General features: G+C 53.4%; 23 protein-coding genes and 1 tRNA gene. 16 read left to right on the top strand and 8 right to left on the bottom strand.

What is annotated here, in order from left to right; all coding sequences use genetic code 11:
* Positions 1-26 precede the first annotated feature (26 nt).
* Complete coding sequence (locus FOY93_RS18340; RefSeq protein ID WP_115876234.1) at positions 27-770, top strand: SDR family oxidoreductase; 744 nt, start codon at positions 27-29, stop codon at positions 768-770.
* Between the two features lie 61 nt (positions 771-831).
* Here FOY93_RS18340 and bglA read toward each other — a convergent pair whose 3' ends face one another.
* Both bglA and FOY93_RS18330 read right to left on the bottom strand, forming a co-directional pair.
* Positions 832-2,265 (bottom strand): 6-phospho-beta-glucosidase BglA, encoded by a 1,434-nt coding sequence (gene bglA, locus FOY93_RS18335; protein WP_115876233.1) that lies wholly within the window; start codon positions 2,263-2,265, stop codon positions 832-834.
* A gap of 116 nt (positions 2,266-2,381) precedes the next feature.
* Complete coding sequence (locus FOY93_RS18330; RefSeq protein ID WP_032660101.1) at positions 2,382-3,113, bottom strand: MurR/RpiR family transcriptional regulator; 732 nt, start codon at positions 3,111-3,113, stop codon at positions 2,382-2,384.
* A 51-nt stretch (positions 3,114-3,164) separates the two neighbouring features.
* Between FOY93_RS18330 and yqfB the strand changes: the two genes are divergently transcribed.
* Both yqfB and trhA read left to right on the top strand, forming a co-directional pair.
* Positions 3,165-3,476: a N(4)-acetylcytidine aminohydrolase gene (gene yqfB / locus FOY93_RS18325; RefSeq protein WP_111963205.1), complete on the top strand. Its 312-nt coding sequence runs from the start codon at positions 3,165-3,167 to the stop codon at positions 3,474-3,476.
* A gap of 165 nt (positions 3,477-3,641) precedes the next feature.
* A complete protein-coding gene (trhA, locus tag FOY93_RS18320; protein ID WP_115876231.1) occupies positions 3,642-4,301 on the top strand; it encodes a PAQR family membrane homeostasis protein TrhA in 660 nt (219 codons plus the stop codon).
* A gap of 110 nt (positions 4,302-4,411) precedes the next feature.
* Here trhA and ygfZ read toward each other — a convergent pair whose 3' ends face one another.
* The gene (ygfZ, locus tag FOY93_RS18315) at positions 4,412-5,392 is read right to left on the bottom strand and encodes a tRNA-modifying protein YgfZ (RefSeq protein ID WP_133295110.1); all 981 of its coding nucleotides are present in this window, start codon (positions 5,390-5,392) and stop codon (positions 4,412-4,414) included.
* A gap of 294 nt (positions 5,393-5,686) precedes the next feature.
* Here ygfZ and sdhE point away from each other — a divergent pair, with 294 nt between their 5' ends.
* Both sdhE and FOY93_RS18305 read left to right on the top strand, forming a co-directional pair.
* Positions 5,687-5,953: an FAD assembly factor SdhE gene (sdhE, locus tag FOY93_RS18310; protein WP_006178375.1), complete on the top strand. Its 267-nt coding sequence runs from the start codon at positions 5,687-5,689 to the stop codon at positions 5,951-5,953.
* On the top strand, positions 5,934-6,344 hold the full coding sequence (locus tag FOY93_RS18305) for a protein YgfX (RefSeq protein WP_021242050.1): 411 nt from the start codon (positions 5,934-5,936) through the stop codon (positions 6,342-6,344). The genes sdhE and FOY93_RS18305 overlap by 20 nt, the downstream gene beginning before the upstream one ends.
* 6 nt (positions 6,345-6,350) lie before the next feature.
* Here FOY93_RS18305 and fldB read toward each other — a convergent pair whose 3' ends face one another.
* Positions 6,351-6,872, bottom strand: coding sequence for a flavodoxin FldB (fldB, locus tag FOY93_RS18300; RefSeq protein ID WP_008499710.1), 522 nt, complete (start codon positions 6,870-6,872; stop codon positions 6,351-6,353).
* A gap of 101 nt (positions 6,873-6,973) precedes the next feature.
* On the opposite strand from fldB, the gene xerD reads away from it, so the two are divergent.
* The 5 genes from xerD to lysS all read left to right on the top strand — a co-directional run bounded on the left by xerD (position 6,974) and on the right by lysS (position 13,067).
* Positions 6,974-7,870 (top strand): site-specific tyrosine recombinase XerD, encoded by an 897-nt coding sequence (xerD, locus tag FOY93_RS18295; RefSeq protein ID WP_133295109.1) that lies wholly within the window; start codon positions 6,974-6,976, stop codon positions 7,868-7,870.
* 28 nt (positions 7,871-7,898) lie between these two features.
* The gene (dsbC, locus tag FOY93_RS18290) at positions 7,899-8,612 is read left to right on the top strand and encodes a bifunctional protein-disulfide isomerase/oxidoreductase DsbC (RefSeq protein WP_029740340.1); all 714 of its coding nucleotides are present in this window, start codon (positions 7,899-7,901) and stop codon (positions 8,610-8,612) included.
* Between the two features lie 5 nt (positions 8,613-8,617).
* Positions 8,618-10,351 (top strand): single-stranded-DNA-specific exonuclease RecJ, encoded by a 1,734-nt coding sequence (gene recJ, locus FOY93_RS18285; RefSeq protein ID WP_133295108.1) that lies wholly within the window; start codon positions 8,618-8,620, stop codon positions 10,349-10,351.
* A gap of 90 nt (positions 10,352-10,441) precedes the next feature.
* Positions 10,442-11,540 (top strand): peptide chain release factor 2 gene (prfB, locus tag FOY93_RS18280; RefSeq protein ID WP_096151315.1). Its coding sequence is split into 2 segments (ribosomal slippage): positions 10,442-10,516 and positions 10,518-11,540, totalling 1,098 coding nucleotides; the frame shifts between segments, so codons are not numbered across the junction.
* Between the two features lie 9 nt (positions 11,541-11,549).
* On the top strand, positions 11,550-13,067 hold the full coding sequence (gene lysS, locus FOY93_RS18275) for a lysine--tRNA ligase (RefSeq protein WP_021242046.1): 1,518 nt from the start codon (positions 11,550-11,552) through the stop codon (positions 13,065-13,067).
* Between the two features lie 38 nt (positions 13,068-13,105).
* Here the strand turns inward: lysS and idi are convergent, their stop codons facing one another.
* Positions 13,106-13,648, bottom strand: coding sequence for an isopentenyl-diphosphate Delta-isomerase (gene idi, locus FOY93_RS18270; protein ID WP_133295107.1), 543 nt, complete (start codon positions 13,646-13,648; stop codon positions 13,106-13,108).
* 163 nt (positions 13,649-13,811) lie between these two features.
* On the opposite strand from idi, the gene actS reads away from it, so the two are divergent.
* The 6 genes from actS to FOY93_RS18240 all read left to right on the top strand — a co-directional run bounded on the left by actS (position 13,812) and on the right by FOY93_RS18240 (position 16,766).
* Positions 13,812-14,555: an amidase activator ActS gene (gene actS, locus FOY93_RS18265; RefSeq protein ID WP_115876225.1), complete on the top strand. Its 744-nt coding sequence runs from the start codon at positions 13,812-13,814 to the stop codon at positions 14,553-14,555.
* A gap of 80 nt (positions 14,556-14,635) precedes the next feature.
* Positions 14,636-14,709: transfer RNA gene (locus tag FOY93_RS18260), tRNA-Gly, on the top strand.
* Between the two features lie 546 nt (positions 14,710-15,255).
* The gene (locus FOY93_RS18255) at positions 15,256-15,582 is read left to right on the top strand and encodes a hypothetical protein (protein WP_143345508.1); all 327 of its coding nucleotides are present in this window, start codon (positions 15,256-15,258) and stop codon (positions 15,580-15,582) included.
* Positions 15,583-15,591: 9 nt separating this feature from the next.
* Positions 15,592-15,852, top strand: coding sequence for a hypothetical protein (locus FOY93_RS18250; protein WP_143345507.1), 261 nt, complete (start codon positions 15,592-15,594; stop codon positions 15,850-15,852).
* Positions 15,853-15,981: 129 nt separating this feature from the next.
* Complete coding sequence (locus FOY93_RS18245; RefSeq protein ID WP_015704509.1) at positions 15,982-16,446, top strand: STM2901 family protein; 465 nt, start codon at positions 15,982-15,984, stop codon at positions 16,444-16,446.
* Entirely contained in the window at positions 16,440-16,766 is a 327-nt protein-coding gene (locus FOY93_RS18240; RefSeq protein WP_143345505.1) for a DUF1493 family protein, read from the top strand. The genes FOY93_RS18245 and FOY93_RS18240 overlap by 7 nt, the downstream gene beginning before the upstream one ends.
* Positions 16,767-16,865: 99 nt before the next feature.
* Here FOY93_RS18240 and FOY93_RS18235 read toward each other — a convergent pair whose 3' ends face one another.
* The 3 genes from FOY93_RS18235 to FOY93_RS18225 are packed head-to-tail and all read right to left on the bottom strand — an operon-like array spanning position 16,866 to position 17,971.
* Entirely contained in the window at positions 16,866-17,156 is a 291-nt protein-coding gene (locus FOY93_RS18235; protein ID WP_143345503.1) for a hypothetical protein, read from the bottom strand.
* 3 nt (positions 17,157-17,159) lie between these two features.
* Entirely contained in the window at positions 17,160-17,357 is a 198-nt protein-coding gene (locus FOY93_RS18230; RefSeq protein WP_143345501.1) for a hypothetical protein, read from the bottom strand.
* The gene (locus FOY93_RS18225) at positions 17,354-17,971 is read right to left on the bottom strand and encodes a tyrosine-type recombinase/integrase (RefSeq protein ID WP_143345499.1); all 618 of its coding nucleotides are present in this window, start codon (positions 17,969-17,971) and stop codon (positions 17,354-17,356) included. The genes FOY93_RS18230 and FOY93_RS18225 overlap by 4 nt, the downstream gene beginning before the upstream one ends.
* Between the last annotated feature and the right edge of the window lie 318 nt (positions 17,972-18,289).

Below are 18,289 nucleotides of genomic sequence, written 5' to 3'. Positions count from 1 at the left end.
CCCGGCTTTTTTATTGGGAGAAGAAAATGGGCATTGCACTTGTGACCGGCGCCAGTCGGGGCATTGGGAAAGCCACTGCGCTGCAGCTGGCACGCGAAGGCTACACCGTGGCGGTGAACTATCATCACAACATTAAAGCCGCGACGGACGTGATAAACCAGATCGTTGAAGCTGGCGGTAAAGCCTTTGCCGTCCGCGCAGATATCAGTGATGAAGCTCAGGTGCTGGCGATGTTTGACAGCATCGATCGTGAAGGCGAGCCGCTTACCGCGCTGGTCAATAATGCGGGAATTCTGTTTGAGCAATCCACCATCGAGAATCTCTCCGCTGAGCGCATTAACCGCGTCCTGGCAACCAACGTCACGGGCTACTTCCTCTGCTGCCGGGAAGCGGTAAAACGAATGTCCTTCAGGCATGGCGGCAAGGGTGGGGCGATAGTGAATGTCTCTTCTGCAGCGTCGCGTCTGGGCGCGCCGGGTGAATATGTGGATTATGCCGCGTCCAAGGGGGCGGTGGATTCGCTGACAACGGGTTTATCGCTGGAGGTAGCGGCGCAGGGCATTCGCGTCAACTGCGTCCGTCCGGGTCTGATCTATACCGATATCCATGCTTCCGGCGGAGAGCCGGGGCGAGTGGATCGCGTGAAATCGTTGCTGCCGATGCAGCGCGGCGGTCAGCCGGAAGAGGTCGCCCAGGCGATTGTCTGGCTGCTGAGCGAGAAGGCGTCGTACGTAACGGGGAGCTTTATTGAGCTGGCGGGTGGGAAGTAAACCCCTCACCCTAACCCTCTCCCCCAAGGGGAGAGGGGAACAAGCGTAACGGCGCCCGGCGTTAAAGTTTCTCGCCGTTGCTGGCAATCACGCCCTTATACCACTCGAAGCTTTTCTTGCGTGAACGCGACATGTCGCCCGTACCGTCGTCGTGTTTATTCACATAGATAAAACCGTAGCGTTTGCTGTACTGGCCGGTGGTGAACGACACGCAGTCGATACAGCCCCATGGCGTATAGCCCATCAGATCCACGCCATCGTGGGTAACGGCTTTGATCATCTCTTCCACGTGGGCACGCAGATAGTCGATACGATAGTCATCGTTGATGCTGCCGTCTTCTTCAACCTTGTCGTAGGCGCCGAACCCGTTTTCAACGATAAACAGCGGTTTCTGGTAACGCTCGTACAGTTCGCACAGGGAATAGCGTAACCCTACAGGGTCAATCTGCCAGCCCCAGTCGGAAGCCTTAACGTGCGGGTTCGGCACGCTGCCTTCGAAACCCGAAATGGCATCGCCGGTACCGCCTTCCGCCTTCACCGCGTTGGTCATGTAGTAGCTGAAGCCCAGGTAGTCGCAGGTACCTTCACGCAGGATCTGCTCGTCGCCTGCCTCCATTTTGATGGAGAACCCGCGGCGCTCCCACTCGTTCAGGACGTAAGACGGGTAGTAACCCCGCAGCTGGACGTCGGTAAAGACGTAGCGCTCGCGCATCGATTCCTGGGCGAACATCACGTCTTCCGGCTTGCAGGAGAATGGATAGAGCGCCACCATGGCCAGCATGCAGCCGACTTTCATCTCCGGATTGATGCGGCGCGCGGCTTTCACCGCCAGGGCGCTGGCCACAAACTGGTGGTGAAGCACCTGATACATGGTCTCTTCGGGATTTTCGTGTTCGGTATAGACCACACCGGAGCAGCAGTAGCCGAACAGCGGTGCGCGCCAGTTGCGCTGGTTATTGATTTCGTTGAAGGTCATCCAGTATTTGACCTTGTTTTTGTAGCGCTCAAAAACCACTTCCGCGAAGCGCACAAAGAAATCGACCACTTTACGGTTGGTCCAGCTACCGTATTCCTGCACCAGGTGCAGCGGCATTTCGAAGTGGGAGAGGGTGATCACCGGTTCGATGTTGTACTTCAGCAGCTCATCGAACATGTCGTCGTAAAACTTCAGCCCCTCTTCGTTTGGCTGCGTTTCATCACCTTTCGGGAAGATGCGCGTCCAGGCGATGGAGGTACGGAAACACTTGAAGCCCATCTCGGCAAACAGCTTGATGTCTTCTTTGTAGTGGCCGTGGAAATCGATAGCTTCATGGTTGGGGTAGTATTTCCCCGGTACCACCTCCTGCGTGATTTCGCGCGGTACGCCGTGTGCGCCGCCGGTCAATACGTCGCAAATGCTTGGCCCTTTGCCGCCTTTGTTCCAGCCGCCTTCAACCTGATGAGCGGCAACCGCGCCACCCCATAAAAAATCTTTTGGTAAGGTCAATTTTTTCATCGCTGCTATTCTCAATAAATGACTTATTGGCATCGAGTCTAGCAAAGCGAAATTAAATGTCACGATATAACAATTTACGGTAAATGTGATTTGTCACATCAAAAAAACAGGGTGTTTTATTCTGTAAGTTTCTTCGCCAGCTTACGGCCGAGAGATTCCAGAATATAGATGACGGGAATTTGCGTGGTTATATCGTAGACGCCTGCAATTCGAGTCTGAGGAACGTGCCAGGAGAGATTAAAGTCCGCCAGTTTTGCCAGGCGCGAGTGCTCGTGGCTGGTAATGGAGAGCACCTTACAGTGATGCAGGCTGAACTGGCTGGCGAAGCGCAGGATCTCCTCGGTCTCGCCCGAGACGGAGAGCACAATAGCCAGCGCATTTTTTGCCATGTCATTCGTGACCGGGAAATAAGGGTCATCAATATGGTTACTGAATTTCCCAATATTAGAAAAGAAACGTGCGCCATATTTTGCCAGCGAGCCTGATGTCCCGGCACCGACAAATATAATTCGCTCGGAAGATAAAATAATATCGACCGCCTTATCCAATAACGCGTCGAACTCTTCATTATTCACGCTTTTAAAAAAGCTGATTATTTCGCTGGCGCCGAAGTTCGCCTGCTGGGGCTCGTTCTGTTCAAGATAAAGCTTAAAGCGCACGCGGAATTCAGAATATCCTTCGCAGTTAAGCTTGCGGCAAAAGCGCAGGATAGTGGTGGTTGAGACGTCTGCCGCATCCGCCAGCTCGCGGATGGTCATGTACATCACTTTGTCACGATTTTTTATGACATAGTTGTAGACCATCATCTCCAGGTTATTGAGACTGGCAATGGCGGAATGGGAGAACATGCTCACAATGACTACACTCACTCATCAGACTTTTCTTCAGGGAATAATAACATGCAGCCAAACGACATCACTTTTTTTCAGCGCTTTCAGAACGACATTCTGGCCGGGCGTAAAACCATCACTATCCGGGATAAAAGTGAATCCCATTTCAAAACCGGCGATATCCTGCGGGTGGGACGTTATGAGGATGATGGTTATTTTTGCACCATCGAAGTAACGGGAACGTCAACCGTTACGTTCGCCACATTGACGCAAAAACATGCTGAACAGGAGAACATGACCCTGGATGAATTGAAAAGCGTGATCGCAGAGATCTACCCCAGGCAGAACCAGTTTTATGTGATTGATTTTAAATGTTTATAATTAAAATCGAAACGTGCGTTAGCTGAAATTAAAGTGTAACTGTCTGATTGTAATTTAGAAACGTTATGTTTAACTTTATTTTAGCTAACATGTGTTCACTGGAATCATTCTCAGTTAGCATAGTGATGCGATGAATAATCATCTTTTGTTTTCCCGGAGTTTTGTATGGTGAGCAGACCATTAATCGCACAGGGATATTCGCTGGCTGAGGAAGTAGCCAACAGCATCAGCCACGGCATTGGCCTGGTGTTTGGGATTGTCGGTTTAGTCTTATTGCTGGTGCAGGCGGTGGACGCTAATGCCAGCGCGATGGCCATTACCAGCTACAGCCTGTATGGCGGGAGTATGATCCTGCTGTTTCTGGCGTCGACGCTGTATCACGCGATCCCGCATCAGCGGGCCAAGATGTGGCTCAAGAAATTTGACCACTGCGCTATCTATCTTCTTATTGCAGGCACCTACACGCCGTTTTTGCTGGTGGGGCTTAACTCGCCGCTGTCGCGTGGCCTGATGATTGTTATCTGGAGCCTGGCACTGCTGGGGATCCTGTTTAAGCTGACCATCGCGCACCGCTTTAAGGTGCTGTCGCTGGTCACCTATCTGACCATGGGCTGGCTGTCGCTGATTGTGGTGTATCAACTGGCAATCAAACTGTCGATAGGGGGCGTGACGCTTCTGGCCTTAGGCGGCGTGGTATACTCGCTCGGCGTGATTTTCTACGTCTGCAAGCGCATTCCTTACAACCATGCCATCTGGCACGGCTTTGTGCTGGGCGGCAGCGTATGCCACTTTTTGGCGATCTATTTGTACGTAGGGCAGGCCTAGTTTTTTACGCCGTGCGGGCGGTTGCCCTCACCCCGGCCCCCTCCCACAGGGGGAGGGAGGACACCAAAACCCTAGGCCCGGTAGGTGCAGCGCCACCGGGCGATACAGCATCACTCTTCCAGAGAATACGGCAGCGGCTCAATACTCAGCGTATTTGCATCGTCACGCACGCGGAACACGCTGTCGGCTTCCATGTCGTTGTTCATGACGGCTTGAACCAAAAGACGTCCATCATCCAGCTGTACGGCGGCTAATACGGTGCCGGTACGGCGCCAGTTATCACCCATCTTCAGCTCTAAGTCTTCACCCGCTTCAGGGACGCGGCTGGCATGTCCCGCGAGTGTCCACAGCGCACGTTTGTTTGCCCCGCGGAATTTTGCACGCGCCACCATCTCCTGGCCGGTGTAACAGCCTTTTTTAAAGCTGATACCCCCCAGTGCCTGCAGGTTGGTTGCCTGAGGAATAAACTGTGCGCTGTTTGCTGCGTCAATTACCGGCAGACCCGCTTCGATGTTCAGCGCCAGCCACTGCTGACTGTTGTTAAGCTGCGCTTCGCCGCGCAGCGCCTCGGTGATGCGCTCGGCGGTTTCGGCATCCGTGACTAACAGAAAACGCTCTGCCGGGTGTTCAAACCACAGGATGGAGGTGTCGCCTTCGCTGACGAGCTGCTTTTCGGCATTCGGCAGTTCGCTGAAGAGATTTTTCAGCGCCGCACGTGCCTGGAAGCCGGCCACACCCAGCAGGACATGTTCGTCGTCCGGGGCGATAGTGACTTTGGAAAAGACCGCGTACTTCTTCAGCTCTTTGAGCTGGGCCTCCTGCAGGCTGCGGCGCTCAATAAAGGCAAAGCCATCCTGACGGCGGAAGAGACGCAGGTTGCTCCACATTTTGCCTTTTGGGTCGCAATGCGCGGCCAGCAGGTGCTGGTGTTCGGTCATCTGGCTGACGTCGGCGGTCACCTGGCCCTGCAGATATTTTTCGGCGTCGGCACCGGTGAGCGTCGCCAGCGCCCAGTCATCAAGAGAAATAAGCGTCAGCGGCAGACGCGCAGAGGCGGCGGGCTGGCGAGGAGAAAATGGTGTAAATGCCATAACGATATCCTGAATTGCTTAACGCTTTGATAATGCCTAATGGTAAAAGAGCCTGCAGGCAATGCAAGCGCTTTCAACAGGCCATTTGTGCCCTAAACCGGTTATGCGTAACGCTACGCAAAATAATGTAATCCGCTGTCTTTGTAGGGGGTATTCGGGAAGCCTGCTCGGCGATCGCAATATTCCAGTAATGAAACGTTCAAAAACACGTTACACTAGCTGGTGTCCCCGTAGAGAAACAAAGAACACTGAACGGGGCACCGACTGTGCCAAACGTAATGCAGGAAACTGAACATGGATATTAACAACAAGGCCCGTATTCACTGGGCGTGCCGTCGCGGAATGCGTGAACTTGATATTTCCATCATGCCTTTCTTCGAATATGAGTATGACACCTTAAGCGACGATGATAAGCGTCTGTTTGTTCGCCTGCTTGAGTCTGACGATCCAGATTTATTCAACTGGCTGATGAACCACGGCAAACCCGCCGATACCGAGTTGCAACGGATGGTGCAATTAATTCAAACACGGAATCGGGAACGTGGTCCTGTGGCAATCTGATCTTCGCGTCTCGTGGCGCTCGCAGTGGATGTCTTTATTGCTCCACGGACTGGTTGCGGCCTTTGTGTTACTGATGCCGTGGCCGCTAAGCTATACGCCGCTGTGGCTGCTGTTACTCTCGTTTGTCGTTTTTGACAGCGTACGCAGCCAGCGTCGAATTAATGCCCGTCAGGGAGAGATCAAATTACTGATGGATTCCCGCCTGCGCTGGCAGGGTAAAGAGTGGGATATCCTCGGTATGCCCTGGATGCTCAACTGCGGCATGATGTTACGGTTACGCAAGGTGGACGGCGGGCGTTGCCAGCATCTTTGGCTGGCGGCTGACAGTATGGATGCTGCCGAGTGGCGAGATCTGCGCCGGATGCTATTGCAACAGACGACGCAGGGATAATATGCGTTAGCTAAACTTTTCAGCCATTTCGCCCAGAATCTGTTCGCACCAGGTTTGCAGGCGCTCATCGCTGAGATCGTACTGGTTGGTTTCATCCAGCGCGAGCCCAACAAACAGCTCGCCGTCGGCAATAATCGGTTTTTTACTGGTGAACTCGTAACCTTCGGTTGGCCAGTAGCCGATAAACGACACCCCTTTCGGTGCCAGTTTGTCGTGCAGCATGCCGAGCGCGTCCAGGAACCATTCCCCGTAACCGAGCTGGTCCCCCATGCCGTACATGGCAATGATTTTGCCGTCGAGGTTGACTGAGTCGAGTTGATCCCAGATGGCTTCCCAGTCTTCCTGTATCTCACCAAAATCCCAGGTTGGGATGCCAAGGATCAGGACATCGTACTGTTCCATCAGCGCGACCGCGTCATCTTTCAGGTTATGCAACGTCACCAGTTCCGGGCCAATGATGTCGCGAATTTTCTCTGCCGCCATTTCGGTGTAGCAGGTGCTGGAACCATAGAACAGACCAATATTCATCGCGTAACTATCTCAATTCTTGCTTTGACTATGCGCGTAGTGTACCAGAAACCGGTCGCAATCAGGCATAATGGCCTGACTGCAGAATCAAAGGGGCTGATGTGGAAAAGGATCTCGCACTGATCGAACAGTTTCTCGACGCGCTGTGGCTGGAGAAAAATCTGGCCGAGAATACGCTCAGCGCCTACCGGCGCGATCTTACCATGCTGGTGGAGTGGCTGGCCCGTCGGCAGCTCTCGCTGGCGAGCGCGCAAAGCGACGACCTACAGGCGCTGCTCGGTGAACGTGTAGAAGGGGGGTACAAAGCCACCAGTTCCGCTCGTTTGCTCAGCGCCATGCGTCGGCTTTTCCAGCATCTCTACCGTGAGAAGATTCGCGAAGACGATCCAAGCGCGCTGCTGGCTTCCCCTAAGCTTCCGCAGCGGCTGCCGAAAGATCTCAGCGAAGCACAAGTTGAGAGATTATTACAGTCACCGGCTGTTGACCTGCCGCTGGAGTTACGCGATAAAGCCATGCTTGAGCTATTGTATGCTACCGGCTTGCGCGTTTCGGAACTGGTTGGCCTGACGATGAGCGACATCAGCCTGCGTCAGGGCGTGGTGCGCGTCATTGGTAAAGGAAATAAGGAAAGGCTGGTTCCGCTGGGGGAAGAGGCGGTTTACTGGCTGGAAACGTACCTGGAGCATGGCCGTCCGTGGCTGCTCAATGGTACGTCTATCGACGTCCTGTTTCCGAGCCAGCGCGCCCAGCAGATGACGCGGCAAACGTTCTGGCATCGCATTAAGCATTACGCCACACTGGCGGGTATCGACAGTGAAAAGCTTTCGCCGCACGTATTGCGTCACGCCTTCGCGACGCATCTGCTCAACCACGGCGCTGATTTACGCGTGGTGCAGATGCTGCTGGGACACAGCGATCTTTCCACGACGCAAATTTACACCCATGTCGCGACGGAACGCCTGCGGCAGCTACACCAACAGCACCACCCTCGAGCGTGAGTGCCGACGAATTGTAACAGGATCACATATGAAAAAGTCTTTCGCGCTGTTCACCCTGCTGGCAGCCTCATTTACCGGTTTCGCCCATGCGGACGATGCCGCCATCAAACAGTCGCTGGCTAAGCTTGGCGTCACCGGCAGCGATATTCAGCCTGCACCGGTTGCTGGGATGAAAACGGTACTGACCAACAGCGGCGTGCTGTACGTCACCGAAGACGGCAAACACATTATTCAGGGGCCAATGTACGACGTGAGCGGCGCGCAGCCGGTGAACGTCACCAACCAGCTGCTGATGAAAAACCTGAACGCGCTCGAAAAAGAGATGATCGTCTATAAAGCGGCGCAGGAAAAACACGTTATTACCGTTTTCACCGACATCACCTGCGGCTACTGCCACAAGCTGCATGAAGAGATGAAAGACTACAACGCGCTGGGTATTACCGTGCGTTACCTGGCCTTCCCGCGCGCGGGCGTGCAGAGCCAGCCCGAGCAGGACATGAAGGCTATCTGGTGTGCGAAAGACCGCAACAAAGCGTTTGACGACGCGATGAACGGCAAAGGCGTTAAGCCGGCCTCCTGCGACATTGATATCGCTAACCACTACGCGCTCGGCGTGCAGTTTGGCGTGAGCGGTACGCCAGCGATTGTCCTGAGCAATGGCTATGTCGTTCCGGGCTATCAGGGGCCAAAAGAGATGAAAGAGTTCCTCGACGCGCACCAGAAACAGTTTGGTGGTAAATAATCCGCGTGAAAGCCCCGATAAAATTGCGCCGCCGCGAGGCGGTTGAACCGGTTGATTTGCCAGACGATCTCCCGGCGCTGCTTAAGCGCCTCTACGCCAGCCGCGGCGTGCGTCGCGCTGAGGATCTTGAGCGCAGCGTGAAAGGGATGCTGCCCTGGCAGCAGCTGAGCGGTATCGAAAAAGCTACCGAAATGCTCTACAACGCGCTGCGTGAAGGAACGCGGATTGTGGTGGTAGGGGATTTCGACGCCGACGGCGCAACCAGCACCGCGCTGAGCGTGCTCAGCCTGCGCGCGCTGGGCTGCGATAACGTCACGTATCTGGTGCCTAACCGTTTTGAAGACGGCTACGGACTCAGCCCGGAAGTGGTCGATCAGGCCCATGCCCGCGGTGCGCAGATGATCATGACCGTCGATAACGGGATCTCTTCCCATGCGGGGGTCGATCATGCTCACGCTCTGGGGATCCCGGTGCTGGTTACCGATCACCACCTGCCGGGCGAAACGCTGCCGGATGCGAAAGCGATTATTAATCCCAACCTGCGCGACTGCGATTTCCCATCGAAATCCCTTGCGGGCGTAGGCGTGGCGTTTTATCTGATGCTGGCGTTACGGACTCTGCTGCGCGATAAGGGCTGGTTCGAATCCCGCGGTATTGCCGTACCGAACCTGGCGGAATATCTCGATCTGGTGGCGCTGGGCACCGTCGCGGACGTGGTACCGCTCGATACCAATAACCGCATTTTGACCTGGCAGGGCCTAAGCCGCATTCGCGCGGGCAAGTGCCGGCCGGGGATCAAGGCGCTGCTGGAAATAGCCAACCGCGATCCGCTCAAGCTGGCGGCAAGCGATTTGGGCTTTGCGCTCGGGCCGCGCCTGAACGCGGCCGGAAGACTGGACGATATGTCCGTCGGCGTGGCGCTGCTGCTGTGCGACAACATCGGTGAAGCGCGCGTGCTGGCCAACGAGCTGGACGCCCTGAACCAGACACGTAAAGAGATTGAGCAGGGGATGCAGGCCGAAGCGCTGACCCTGTGTGAAAAACTGGAGCGCAGCGGCGATACGCTGCCGGGCGGCCTGGCGATGTACCATCCCGAGTGGCATCAGGGCGTGGTCGGCATTCTGGCGTCGCGCATCAAAGAGCGCTTCCACCGCCCGGTGATCGCGTTCGCACCCGCGGGCGACGGCACGCTGAAAGGCTCTGGCCGCTCAATTCAGGGGTTGCACATGCGTGATGCTCTGGAGCGTCTCGATACACTGTACCCGGGTCTGATGATCAAGTTCGGCGGCCATGCGATGGCGGCTGGACTGTCGCTGGAAGAGGCGAAATTCGACGAGTTCCAGCGCCTGTTCGGCGAGCTGGTCACCGACTGGATTGACCCGGCCCTGCTGCAGGGGGAAGTGGTGTCCGATGGCGAGCTTTCACCGCTTGAGATGACGATGGACGTGGCGCAAATGCTGCGCGATGCCGGCCCGTGGGGGCAGATGTTCCCGGAACCGCTGTTTGACGGGCGATTCCGCCTGCTGCAGCAGCGCATTGTCGGCGAACGTCATCTGAAAGTGATGGTTGAGCCCGTGGGCGGTGGACCGCTTCTGGACGGCATTGCTTTTAACGTCGATACCTCCATCTGGCCGGACAACGGCGTGCGCGAGGTCGAGCTGGCGTACAAACTGGACATCAACGAGTTTCGCGGTAACCGCACCCTTCAGATCATCATCGACAATATCTGGCCAATTTAGCGGCAGTAATCTCTATAAAAAAGGGCGTGGATTCGGTACAATCCCGCTCTTATCACCGCATTTTGACAAGTCCATAAAAGAAAACAGACCATGTTTGAAATTAATCCGGTAAAAAACCGTATTCAGGACCTCACGGAGCGCTCTGACGTTCTTAGGGGGTATCTTTGACTACGATGCCAAGAAAGAGCGTCTTGAAGAAGTAAACGCCGAGCTGGAACAGCCGGACGTCTGGAACGAACCTGAACGCGCACAGGCGCTGGGTAAAGAGCGTTCCTCTCTCGAAGCTATCGTAGATACGCTGGATCAAATGGCCCAGGGGCTGGAAGATGTTTCCGGTTTGCTGGAGCTGGCCGTCGAAGCTGACGACGAAGAAACCTTTAACGAAGCCGTGGCAGAACTCGACGTGCTGGAAGAGAAGCTGGCGCAGCTTGAATTCCGTCGCATGTTCTCCGGCGAATACGACAGCGCTGACTGCTATCTCGATATTCAGGCAGGTTCTGGCGGTACCGAAGCGCAGGACTGGGCCAGCATGCTGACGCGTATGTACCTGCGTTGGGCAGAAGCGCGCGGTTTCAAAACCGAAATTATCGAAGAGTCTGAAGGTGAAGTTGCGGGTCTGAAATCCGTCACCATCAAGATCATTGGCGATTACGCCTACGGCTGGCTGCGTACCGAAACCGGCGTTCACCGCCTGGTGCGTAAGAGCCCGTTCGACTCCGGCGGCCGCCGTCATACCTCCTTCAGCTCCGCGTTCGTTTACCCGGAAGTTGACGAAGATATTGATATCGAAATTAATCCGGCGGACCTGCGTATCGACGTTTACCGCGCATCCGGCGCGGGCGGTCAGCACGTTAACCGTACGGAATCGGCGGTGCGTATTACCCACATTCCAACCGGGCTGGTCACGCAATGCCAGAACGACCGTTCCCAGCATAAGAACAAAGACCAGGCCATGAAGCAGATGAAAGCGAAGCTTTATGAGCTGGAGATGCAGAAGAAAAATGCTGAGAAACAGGCGATGGAAGACAACAAGTCTGACATCGGCTGGGGCAGCCAGATCCGTTCTTACGTCCTTGATGACTCCCGCATCAAAGACCTGCGTACCGGGGTTGAAACCCGCAACACGCAGGCGGTGCTGGACGGCAGCCTGGACCAATTTATCGAAGCAAGTTTGAAAGCAGGGTTATGAGGAACCAACATGTCTGAACAACAAGCACAGGGCGCTGACGCGGTAGTCGATCTTAACAACGAACTGAAAACCCGCCGCGAGAAGCTGGCAGCGCTGCGCGAGCAGGGCGTGCCGTTCCCGAACGATTTTCGTCGTGACCACACCTCAGACCAACTGCACGCTGACTTCGACGCGAAAGAGAACGAAGAGCTGGAAGCGCTGAACGTTGAAGTGGCCGTTGCAGGCCGCATGATGACCCGTCGTATCATGGGTAAAGCCTCATTCGTGACCCTGCAGGACGTTGGCGGCCGCATTCAGCTGTACGTTTCCCGTGACGACCTGCCGGAAGGCATCTACAACGAGCAGTTCAAGAAGTGGGACCTGGGCGATATCCTGGGCGCAAAAGGTAAACTGTTCAAAACCAAAACTGGTGAACTGTCTATCCACTGCACCGAGCTGCGTCTGCTGACCAAAGCCCTGCGCCCGCTGCCGGACAAATTCCACGGCCTGCAGGATCAGGAAGCGCGCTATCGTCAGCGCTACCTGGATCTCATCTCTAACGATGAATCCCGCAAGACCTTTAAAATTCGCTCCCAGATCATGGCCGGTATCCGCCAGTTCATGGTCAACCGCGACTTTATGGAAGTGGAAACCCCGATGATGCAGGTGATCCCAGGCGGCGCGTCTGCGCGTCCGTTCATCACCCATCACAACGCCCTGGACCTGGACATGTACCTGCGTATCGCGCCGGAACTGTACCTGAAGCGCCTGGTGGTCGGTGGTTTTGACCGCGTGTTCGAGATCAACCGTAACTTCCGTAACGAAGGTATCTCCGTTCGCCATAACCCAGAGTTCACCATGATGGAACTCTACATGGCGTATGCGGATTACAAAGATCTGATCGAGCTGACCGAATCCCTGTTCCGTACCCTGGCGCAGGATATTCTGGGCACCACGCAGGTCCCTTACGGTGAAGAAGTCTTCGACTTCGGCAAGCCGTTCGAAAAACTGACCATGCGCGAAGCGATCAAGAAGTACCGTCCGGAAACCAACATGGCGGATCTGGATAACTTCGATTCTGCGAAAGCGATCGCGGAAAGCATCGGTATCAAGGTTGAGAAGAGCTGGGGTCTGGGCCGTATCGTGACCGAGATCTTCGAAGAAGTGGCCGAAGCGCACCTGATTCAGCCGACCTTCATCACCGAATACCCGGCGGAAGTCTCTCCTCTGGCGCGTCGTAATGACCAGAACCCGGAAATCACTGACCGCTTCGAATTCTTCATCGGCGGCCGTGAAATCGGTAACGGCTTTAGCGAGCTGAACGATGCGGAAGACCAGGCTCAGCGCTTCCAGGACCAGGTTGACGCGAAAGCGGCAGGCGACGACGAAGCGATGTTCTTCGACGAAGACTACGTGACTGCGCTGGAACACGGTCTGCCACCAACGGCGGGTCTGGGCATTGGTATCGACCGTATGGTTATGCTGTTCACCAACAGCCACACCATCCGCGATGTGATCCTGTTCCCGGCTATGCGCCCGGTGAAGTAAGACGTTAAGATGTAAAAAAAGCCCCGAAAGGGGCTTTTTTATTGCGCCGCGAAGGCTTTAAGTTCTTCGCGGGCGGTAGTCGCTTCCATGACCATCCACGGGCTAAAGGCCCAGGGCGTTGCGTCCAGCGCGCGGAATAACGCCTCCAGCTCAACCCACTGATAGTCCATCACTTCATCTTCGTTTATCGTCACGTCATTGGTGATGCGGGCGGCGAATACCGGGCAAATTTCATTTTCCACGATCCCGGACGGGTCGGTTTCCCGATAGCGAAATTCAGGGGCGACGGCGGTGATATCGGTCAGTTCAGCGCCCACTTCAAAGCGGCAGCGGCGGATTATCGCCTGGACTGTCTCTTCGCCCGACTGCGGGTGGCCGCAAACGGAGTTGGTCCAGACGCCGGGCCAGGCTTTTTTGCTTAAGGCGCGTCGGGTGATCAGACATTCCCCTTTTGCGTTAAAAAGCCAGGAAGAGAACGCCAGATGCAGCGGGGTATGTAACGTGTGAGCGGCATATTTTTCCTGAGTGCCAATCACCATTCCCTGGTCGTTTACCAAAATAACGTGTTCTTGAATACTCATTGATGCTCCAGTGCCAAAATGCCGAGTGGTTCAGCACCATCAGCCGAAGCATTATACTGCATTCTTATACGAACGGTTTGGCTCGTAGAGCGGAAAAGGGCATGACCCTTATTCGTTTTGGCTGTTATCATAGTGCGCCATTCACGCTGACCGAGGATCTGTTTTGTTTGCAGGAAGCCTGACGAGAAACCCCATTACCGCCATTTTTTGCCTGACGCTGACGCTATTGCTGGCGGGCTGTTCAGGGAGCAAATCTTCGGATACGGGAAGCTATTCCGGTTCGGTCTACACCGTTAAGCGCGGGGACACCCTGTACCGGATTTCGCGCGCAACGGGGACCAGCGTGAAGGATCTGGCGCGGCTGAATAATCTTTCGCCACCTTACACCATCGAGGTGGGGCAGCAGCTGAAGGTTAGCGGCGGATCGTCCTCGGGCAAAAAATCCTCTTCGAAAGGCAAAACCGCCAAAGTGACGCCGTCCTATCAGGTGCCACAATCGTCATGGCCGCCGGTTGGACAGCGCTGCTGGATTTGGCCTGCCAGCGGTAAAGTGGTCGCCCCTTACTCACTCTCTGAAGGTGGCAACAAGGGTATTGATATCGCCGCTGCGCGCGGTACGCCGGTTTATGCCTCCGGCGCCGGGAAGGTGGTTTACGTCGGTAACCAGCTGCGCGGCTACGGTAACCTGATCATGATTAAACATGGTGAAGACTACATCACGGCCTATGCTCACAACGACACGATGCTGGTCAACAACGGGCAGAACGTCAAAGCAGGGCAGAAGATTGCCACCATGGGCAGCACCGGTACGGATTCAGTGAAGCTGCATTTCCAGATCCGCTATAAGGCGACGGCCATCGATCCGCAGCGCTATCTTCCTGCGCCCGGCAGCAAACCGAAGTGCTAAGTGATTATTTAATCGCCGGTTAGTTGTGAAGAGGCTTGTATGAAGGTGTGTAAGGTCTATAATGCCATACGCACCTCAAAGCGGGCGTAGTTCAATGGTAGAACGAGAGCTTCCCAAGCTCTATACGAGGGTTCGATTCCCTTCGCCCGCTCCAGATCTCTCCCCTTGTGGCAAAACTTCGATAAAACTCGTTTTGCTTTCAACAACTTACTTAACATAAGTTGTCTGTGATCGTTCTACCATTGAACGACGATTTACCAACAAGAGGTACACTGTTAGTTGTCACGGATAGTTACATGGAAATGAGAGTATAACTATTCGTCGGCGGCAGTTCCAACCTCACACCGCGATAATCCAACGTGAAGGAAAAGCCTGATCCGGGCATTGATTCTCATAACCTTACAGTGAAGCGCATTTTTTGCCGATGCTCCCACGTGCCACACGTCGAGATGACGTTGCAGGGAATAAACAGGTTTTATGGTGGTCACGGTACTTGCAGACCATATGCAAGCTCTGCCAGCGGTTCGGCCTCGCTCCTTCGGGTACATGGTCATCCTGATAAACTTCACTGTCTGACACACCCTGATGTTCTCGCCTAACGGCTCAGCGCGTTGTCTTACCACCAACGGGCATTAAGGCTTGTATTGTCCAAAATCTGCGCTACGCTACCTTTGATTACCCACAGCAAAGGATAAATAAGATGGAAAAAGAACACTTTAAGGCTCATGTTCAGTATGACGACTGGAAGGGAAGCGTTGCAGCAGACAGCGCTGATCAGGAAGACTTTAGCGACTTTCTGAGAGACAACGGGGTATTGAAAGAAGGTGAGATTGTGAAAGGTATTTCCTTCTACTCAGCAGAGCGTTTCTTTGATGTTGAAGCATTTGTTTCAGACGATGAACATGGGTTAAGAAGGGAAAAAGTCAAAATGACGCTTGAGGAGTTTTTCAAAACCTTCAAACGTTTTTCAATCAAGGTTTCTCGCAATGGGGAACTTGATGATCAAGAAATCGAGTTCAAAGAGTAAGGAATCATCATGAGCATTTACTTTAATGAGCACGGTAGCGCGATTGGATACCAGGTGGAGGGGCGTTGGACAATCAAGGGGGATTATTTGCAAGTTGAGCATGGTGCTAACATTCCAGGCGGCTTGTACAAAATCAACGACAATAAAGTGATATTCCCATTCGACTACAAAGAGGTTGAGGGGGTGATCGACACAGAGAAACTCACTTTCACCGTGTGTGGTATCGAATACAAAATGAGAAAAATACAAACAAATCCGTGGGATATATAGCTAAAAGGGGGCTTTTCGCTCCCTCGTATTATCTTCTTAACCCATACTGCTAACGCCATGTTTTAGGGGTGACTGTATGTAAATCCGCCGTTATGATTGCAATACATTCAGAGTCATAAGGATTGGGACGTGGATACAGTCGAGGAACTCAACGGAACATACTTCTATGCGGGACGTTCAAACCTCACCGCCTCCGAGCTTTTTTTCATGGTCTTCTGTGAAAATGTTGTCGATCAACTTGGTTTAGGTCTTGTTGATTTCGGTGCTGTAGTTGCCATCGTATCTGGGCGTAATACTCTCCCAACAAGGGCAAAACCAAACGGCGCTGAAAAGGGAACATCCTATGCGTCTAAAGCCTCACGAAAAGTGTTCAAAAAAGCGCAGTTCCCTTTCGGTATCAAACTACCTTCTGTTATTGGTGGTTATCCACCTTCTACAATCAGAATCAGGGCAGTAGCTAACATTGGAACCTTTACGGGCAGGGCTATTCCTGTCGTTGGGTGGGTTATCTTAGCTTCTGATATCTCTCAAATCACCTATCGCACTATCCGAGACTACAACGCTATAGCGCGGGGTAACGATAAGTTATGGTAAACAATGTTGAGCAGCGCGTTTATGAGCTTGTACGGCCTTACGCTGGCACGTACCTATTTAAGTTCAAGAAAATAGAGCTAACACCTGAAACGGATCTTGATACTGATTTGAGTCTTGATGAGCTTGAAGCTGGTGAGTTAATGGATAAGTTTTTCGATGCGTTCAAGGTTGAACGGGGAAACTTTAAAATAGAAACTTACTATCCTGACCAGCCTGTTTCATGGAATCCATTTAAGAAAACAGAGCCTGTTCCTGTACCAGATTTCAATGTTGGTATGCTGATCGAATCAGCTAAAGCCGGAAGATGGTTGTACGAATAAGGGGGCAAACCGCCCCCTCTGTATCACTTCAACGCACGTATGTAATCAAGCAAGGCTTTCAGTTGGCTACCTTTCATCGCCGGAACACGAATACGCATATCAGCTTTTCCTGTACTGGCGTACCTGCTTTCCCCTTGCAGTAATCGAAGGCTCATTGTTATGATCTGATGGTCTGGCATTCCTAACACTCCGTGGTGGTTTGTTGTTTGTCGGATCGCTGTGTGGGATGTTCTCAGCATCCTGCACAGCATTATTAACAGCATTACGTAAGTGGTTTGGTAACAGGTGGCGCTGTATCGTCGTTCCTGCAAACTTCACTACCTGCGTATAAACGCACACCGTAGCACCACACCAGATAAAGCTGGTGATCGGCTTGTCTTCCTCTTTCAATCGTTACTCCTCATCAAAGGTCATTGTGTAGCGGCATTGCTGCGACGGCCTGATCGTCACTGTCTCCGTATAGTTGGCATTTTCGTAGATGCAAATCTTCGCGTTGCTTGTCTCCTGTTCATCACTGAGAATCAGGGTTATCTGTCCGGCATTCGCTAGGGCTGGTAATAATGCCAGCGTCAGCACAAGCAAAAGTTTCATGCGCGTGTCCCTCTCTTAATGCCCGTTGAATACTTCGTTCGTAGTGCGTCTACTTTCGCCTGAGTGATGCCCAGGTAGGCGCGGGTGTGTTCGGTGGAGCGATGCCCCAACATCTTACTAATCACCTCCAGATCCTCGCCGTGAGCGTGAGCGATAGCCGCTACGGTCTTGCGTGCGCTGTGCATGGCGATCACTGCATCCTGTGGAAGCAAGCCCCGCATTTTGAGCTTTTCCACTGCATACTGAATCTCTGCATGGATTTTAGAACGGCTGATCGGCTTACCCTTGCTCCGGTTGCTGTCATTCTGGAATACATACACGTTATCCCCGCGCTCGTTATAACGAGCCTTGAGAACCTCCCTTGCTGTCTCCGTGAGTTCCACCTCTACCGCTTCTCTTGTCTTGTCCTGGGTGATACGTAGCACCTTGCTGCCAATATCCAGCTCCTCCCAACGCCAGGAACGCATATCTACGCCGCGAAGCTGTGTCTCAACTCCTATAAGGAAGAGATCCGCCACTGTCTGGCTCTTCTTCGTGATTTCTTCCACTACCATCTTCACCTGATCGGCGCTCTCAAGTCCGTCAGTGCGTTTTGCACCTTTACTGATTGCCATTTCTCTACCTCCTTAATCTGTCTTGATGGTGTAAATATTGATCAAAAACAGATAGATAGCAAGATCAATTTTGCATATTAACAAAAATGTCTTATTGGGAGGTTTTCAAGGGTATTAAGGGGCATTAAACGCGATTAAAGCCGATTTAGGGGAGCGCGGTTGCGAGAGGTGCTTAACGCGATTTACGTGACGTACCCAATTCTGACGCCAGCAAGCATCGAATATCAAGTGGTTGATTTATAAAGATAATTTGATTTTTCTTCCACTTTCACGGAATCAGTCAGTTGTCAACTCATTTATTTTCACCTTGGCTTTTAG

It is taken from the genome of Enterobacter sp. 18A13 (assembly GCF_007035975.1).
Classification (GTDB): Bacteria; Pseudomonadota; Gammaproteobacteria; order Enterobacterales; family Enterobacteriaceae; genus Enterobacter; species Enterobacter vonholyi.
The sequence above is the reverse complement of the archived record's forward strand: the minus strand, read 5'-3'. Positions and strand labels throughout refer to the sequence as shown.

Coding starts and splice junctions, on each gene's coding strand:
- ygfZ (WP_133295110.1), bottom strand. CDS start 5,392: ATGGCATTTACACCATTTTCTCCTCGCCAGCCCGCCGCCTCTGCGCGT.
- lysS (WP_021242046.1), top strand. CDS start 11,550: ATGTCTGAACAACAAGCACAGGGCGCTGACGCGGTAGTCGATCTTAAC.
- sdhE (WP_006178375.1), top strand. CDS start 5,687: ATGGATATTAACAACAAGGCCCGTATTCACTGGGCGTGCCGTCGCGGA.
- idi (WP_133295107.1), bottom strand. CDS start 13,648: ATGAGTATTCAAGAACACGTTATTTTGGTAAACGACCAGGGAATGGTG.
- dsbC (WP_029740340.1), top strand. CDS start 7,899: ATGAAAAAGTCTTTCGCGCTGTTCACCCTGCTGGCAGCCTCATTTACC.
- trhA (WP_115876231.1), top strand. CDS start 3,642: ATGGTGAGCAGACCATTAATCGCACAGGGATATTCGCTGGCTGAGGAA.
- FOY93_RS18225 (WP_143345499.1), bottom strand. CDS start 17,971: ATGGCAATCAGTAAAGGTGCAAAACGCACTGACGGACTTGAGAGCGCC.
- bglA (WP_115876233.1), bottom strand. CDS start 2,265: ATGAAAAAATTGACCTTACCAAAAGATTTTTTATGGGGTGGCGCGGTT.
- yqfB (WP_111963205.1), top strand. CDS start 3,165: ATGCAGCCAAACGACATCACTTTTTTTCAGCGCTTTCAGAACGACATT.
- FOY93_RS18250 (WP_143345507.1), top strand. CDS start 15,592: ATGAGCATTTACTTTAATGAGCACGGTAGCGCGATTGGATACCAGGTG.
- FOY93_RS18230 (WP_143345501.1), bottom strand. CDS start 17,357: ATGAAACTTTTGCTTGTGCTGACGCTGGCATTATTACCAGCCCTAGCG.
- FOY93_RS18255 (WP_143345508.1), top strand. CDS start 15,256: ATGGAAAAAGAACACTTTAAGGCTCATGTTCAGTATGACGACTGGAAG.
- FOY93_RS18330 (WP_032660101.1), bottom strand. CDS start 3,113: ATGTTCTCCCATTCCGCCATTGCCAGTCTCAATAACCTGGAGATGATG.
- FOY93_RS18340 (WP_115876234.1), top strand. CDS start 27: ATGGGCATTGCACTTGTGACCGGCGCCAGTCGGGGCATTGGGAAAGCC.
- FOY93_RS18240 (WP_143345505.1), top strand. CDS start 16,440: ATGGTAAACAATGTTGAGCAGCGCGTTTATGAGCTTGTACGGCCTTAC.
- fldB (WP_008499710.1), bottom strand. CDS start 6,872: ATGAATATTGGTCTGTTCTATGGTTCCAGCACCTGCTACACCGAAATG.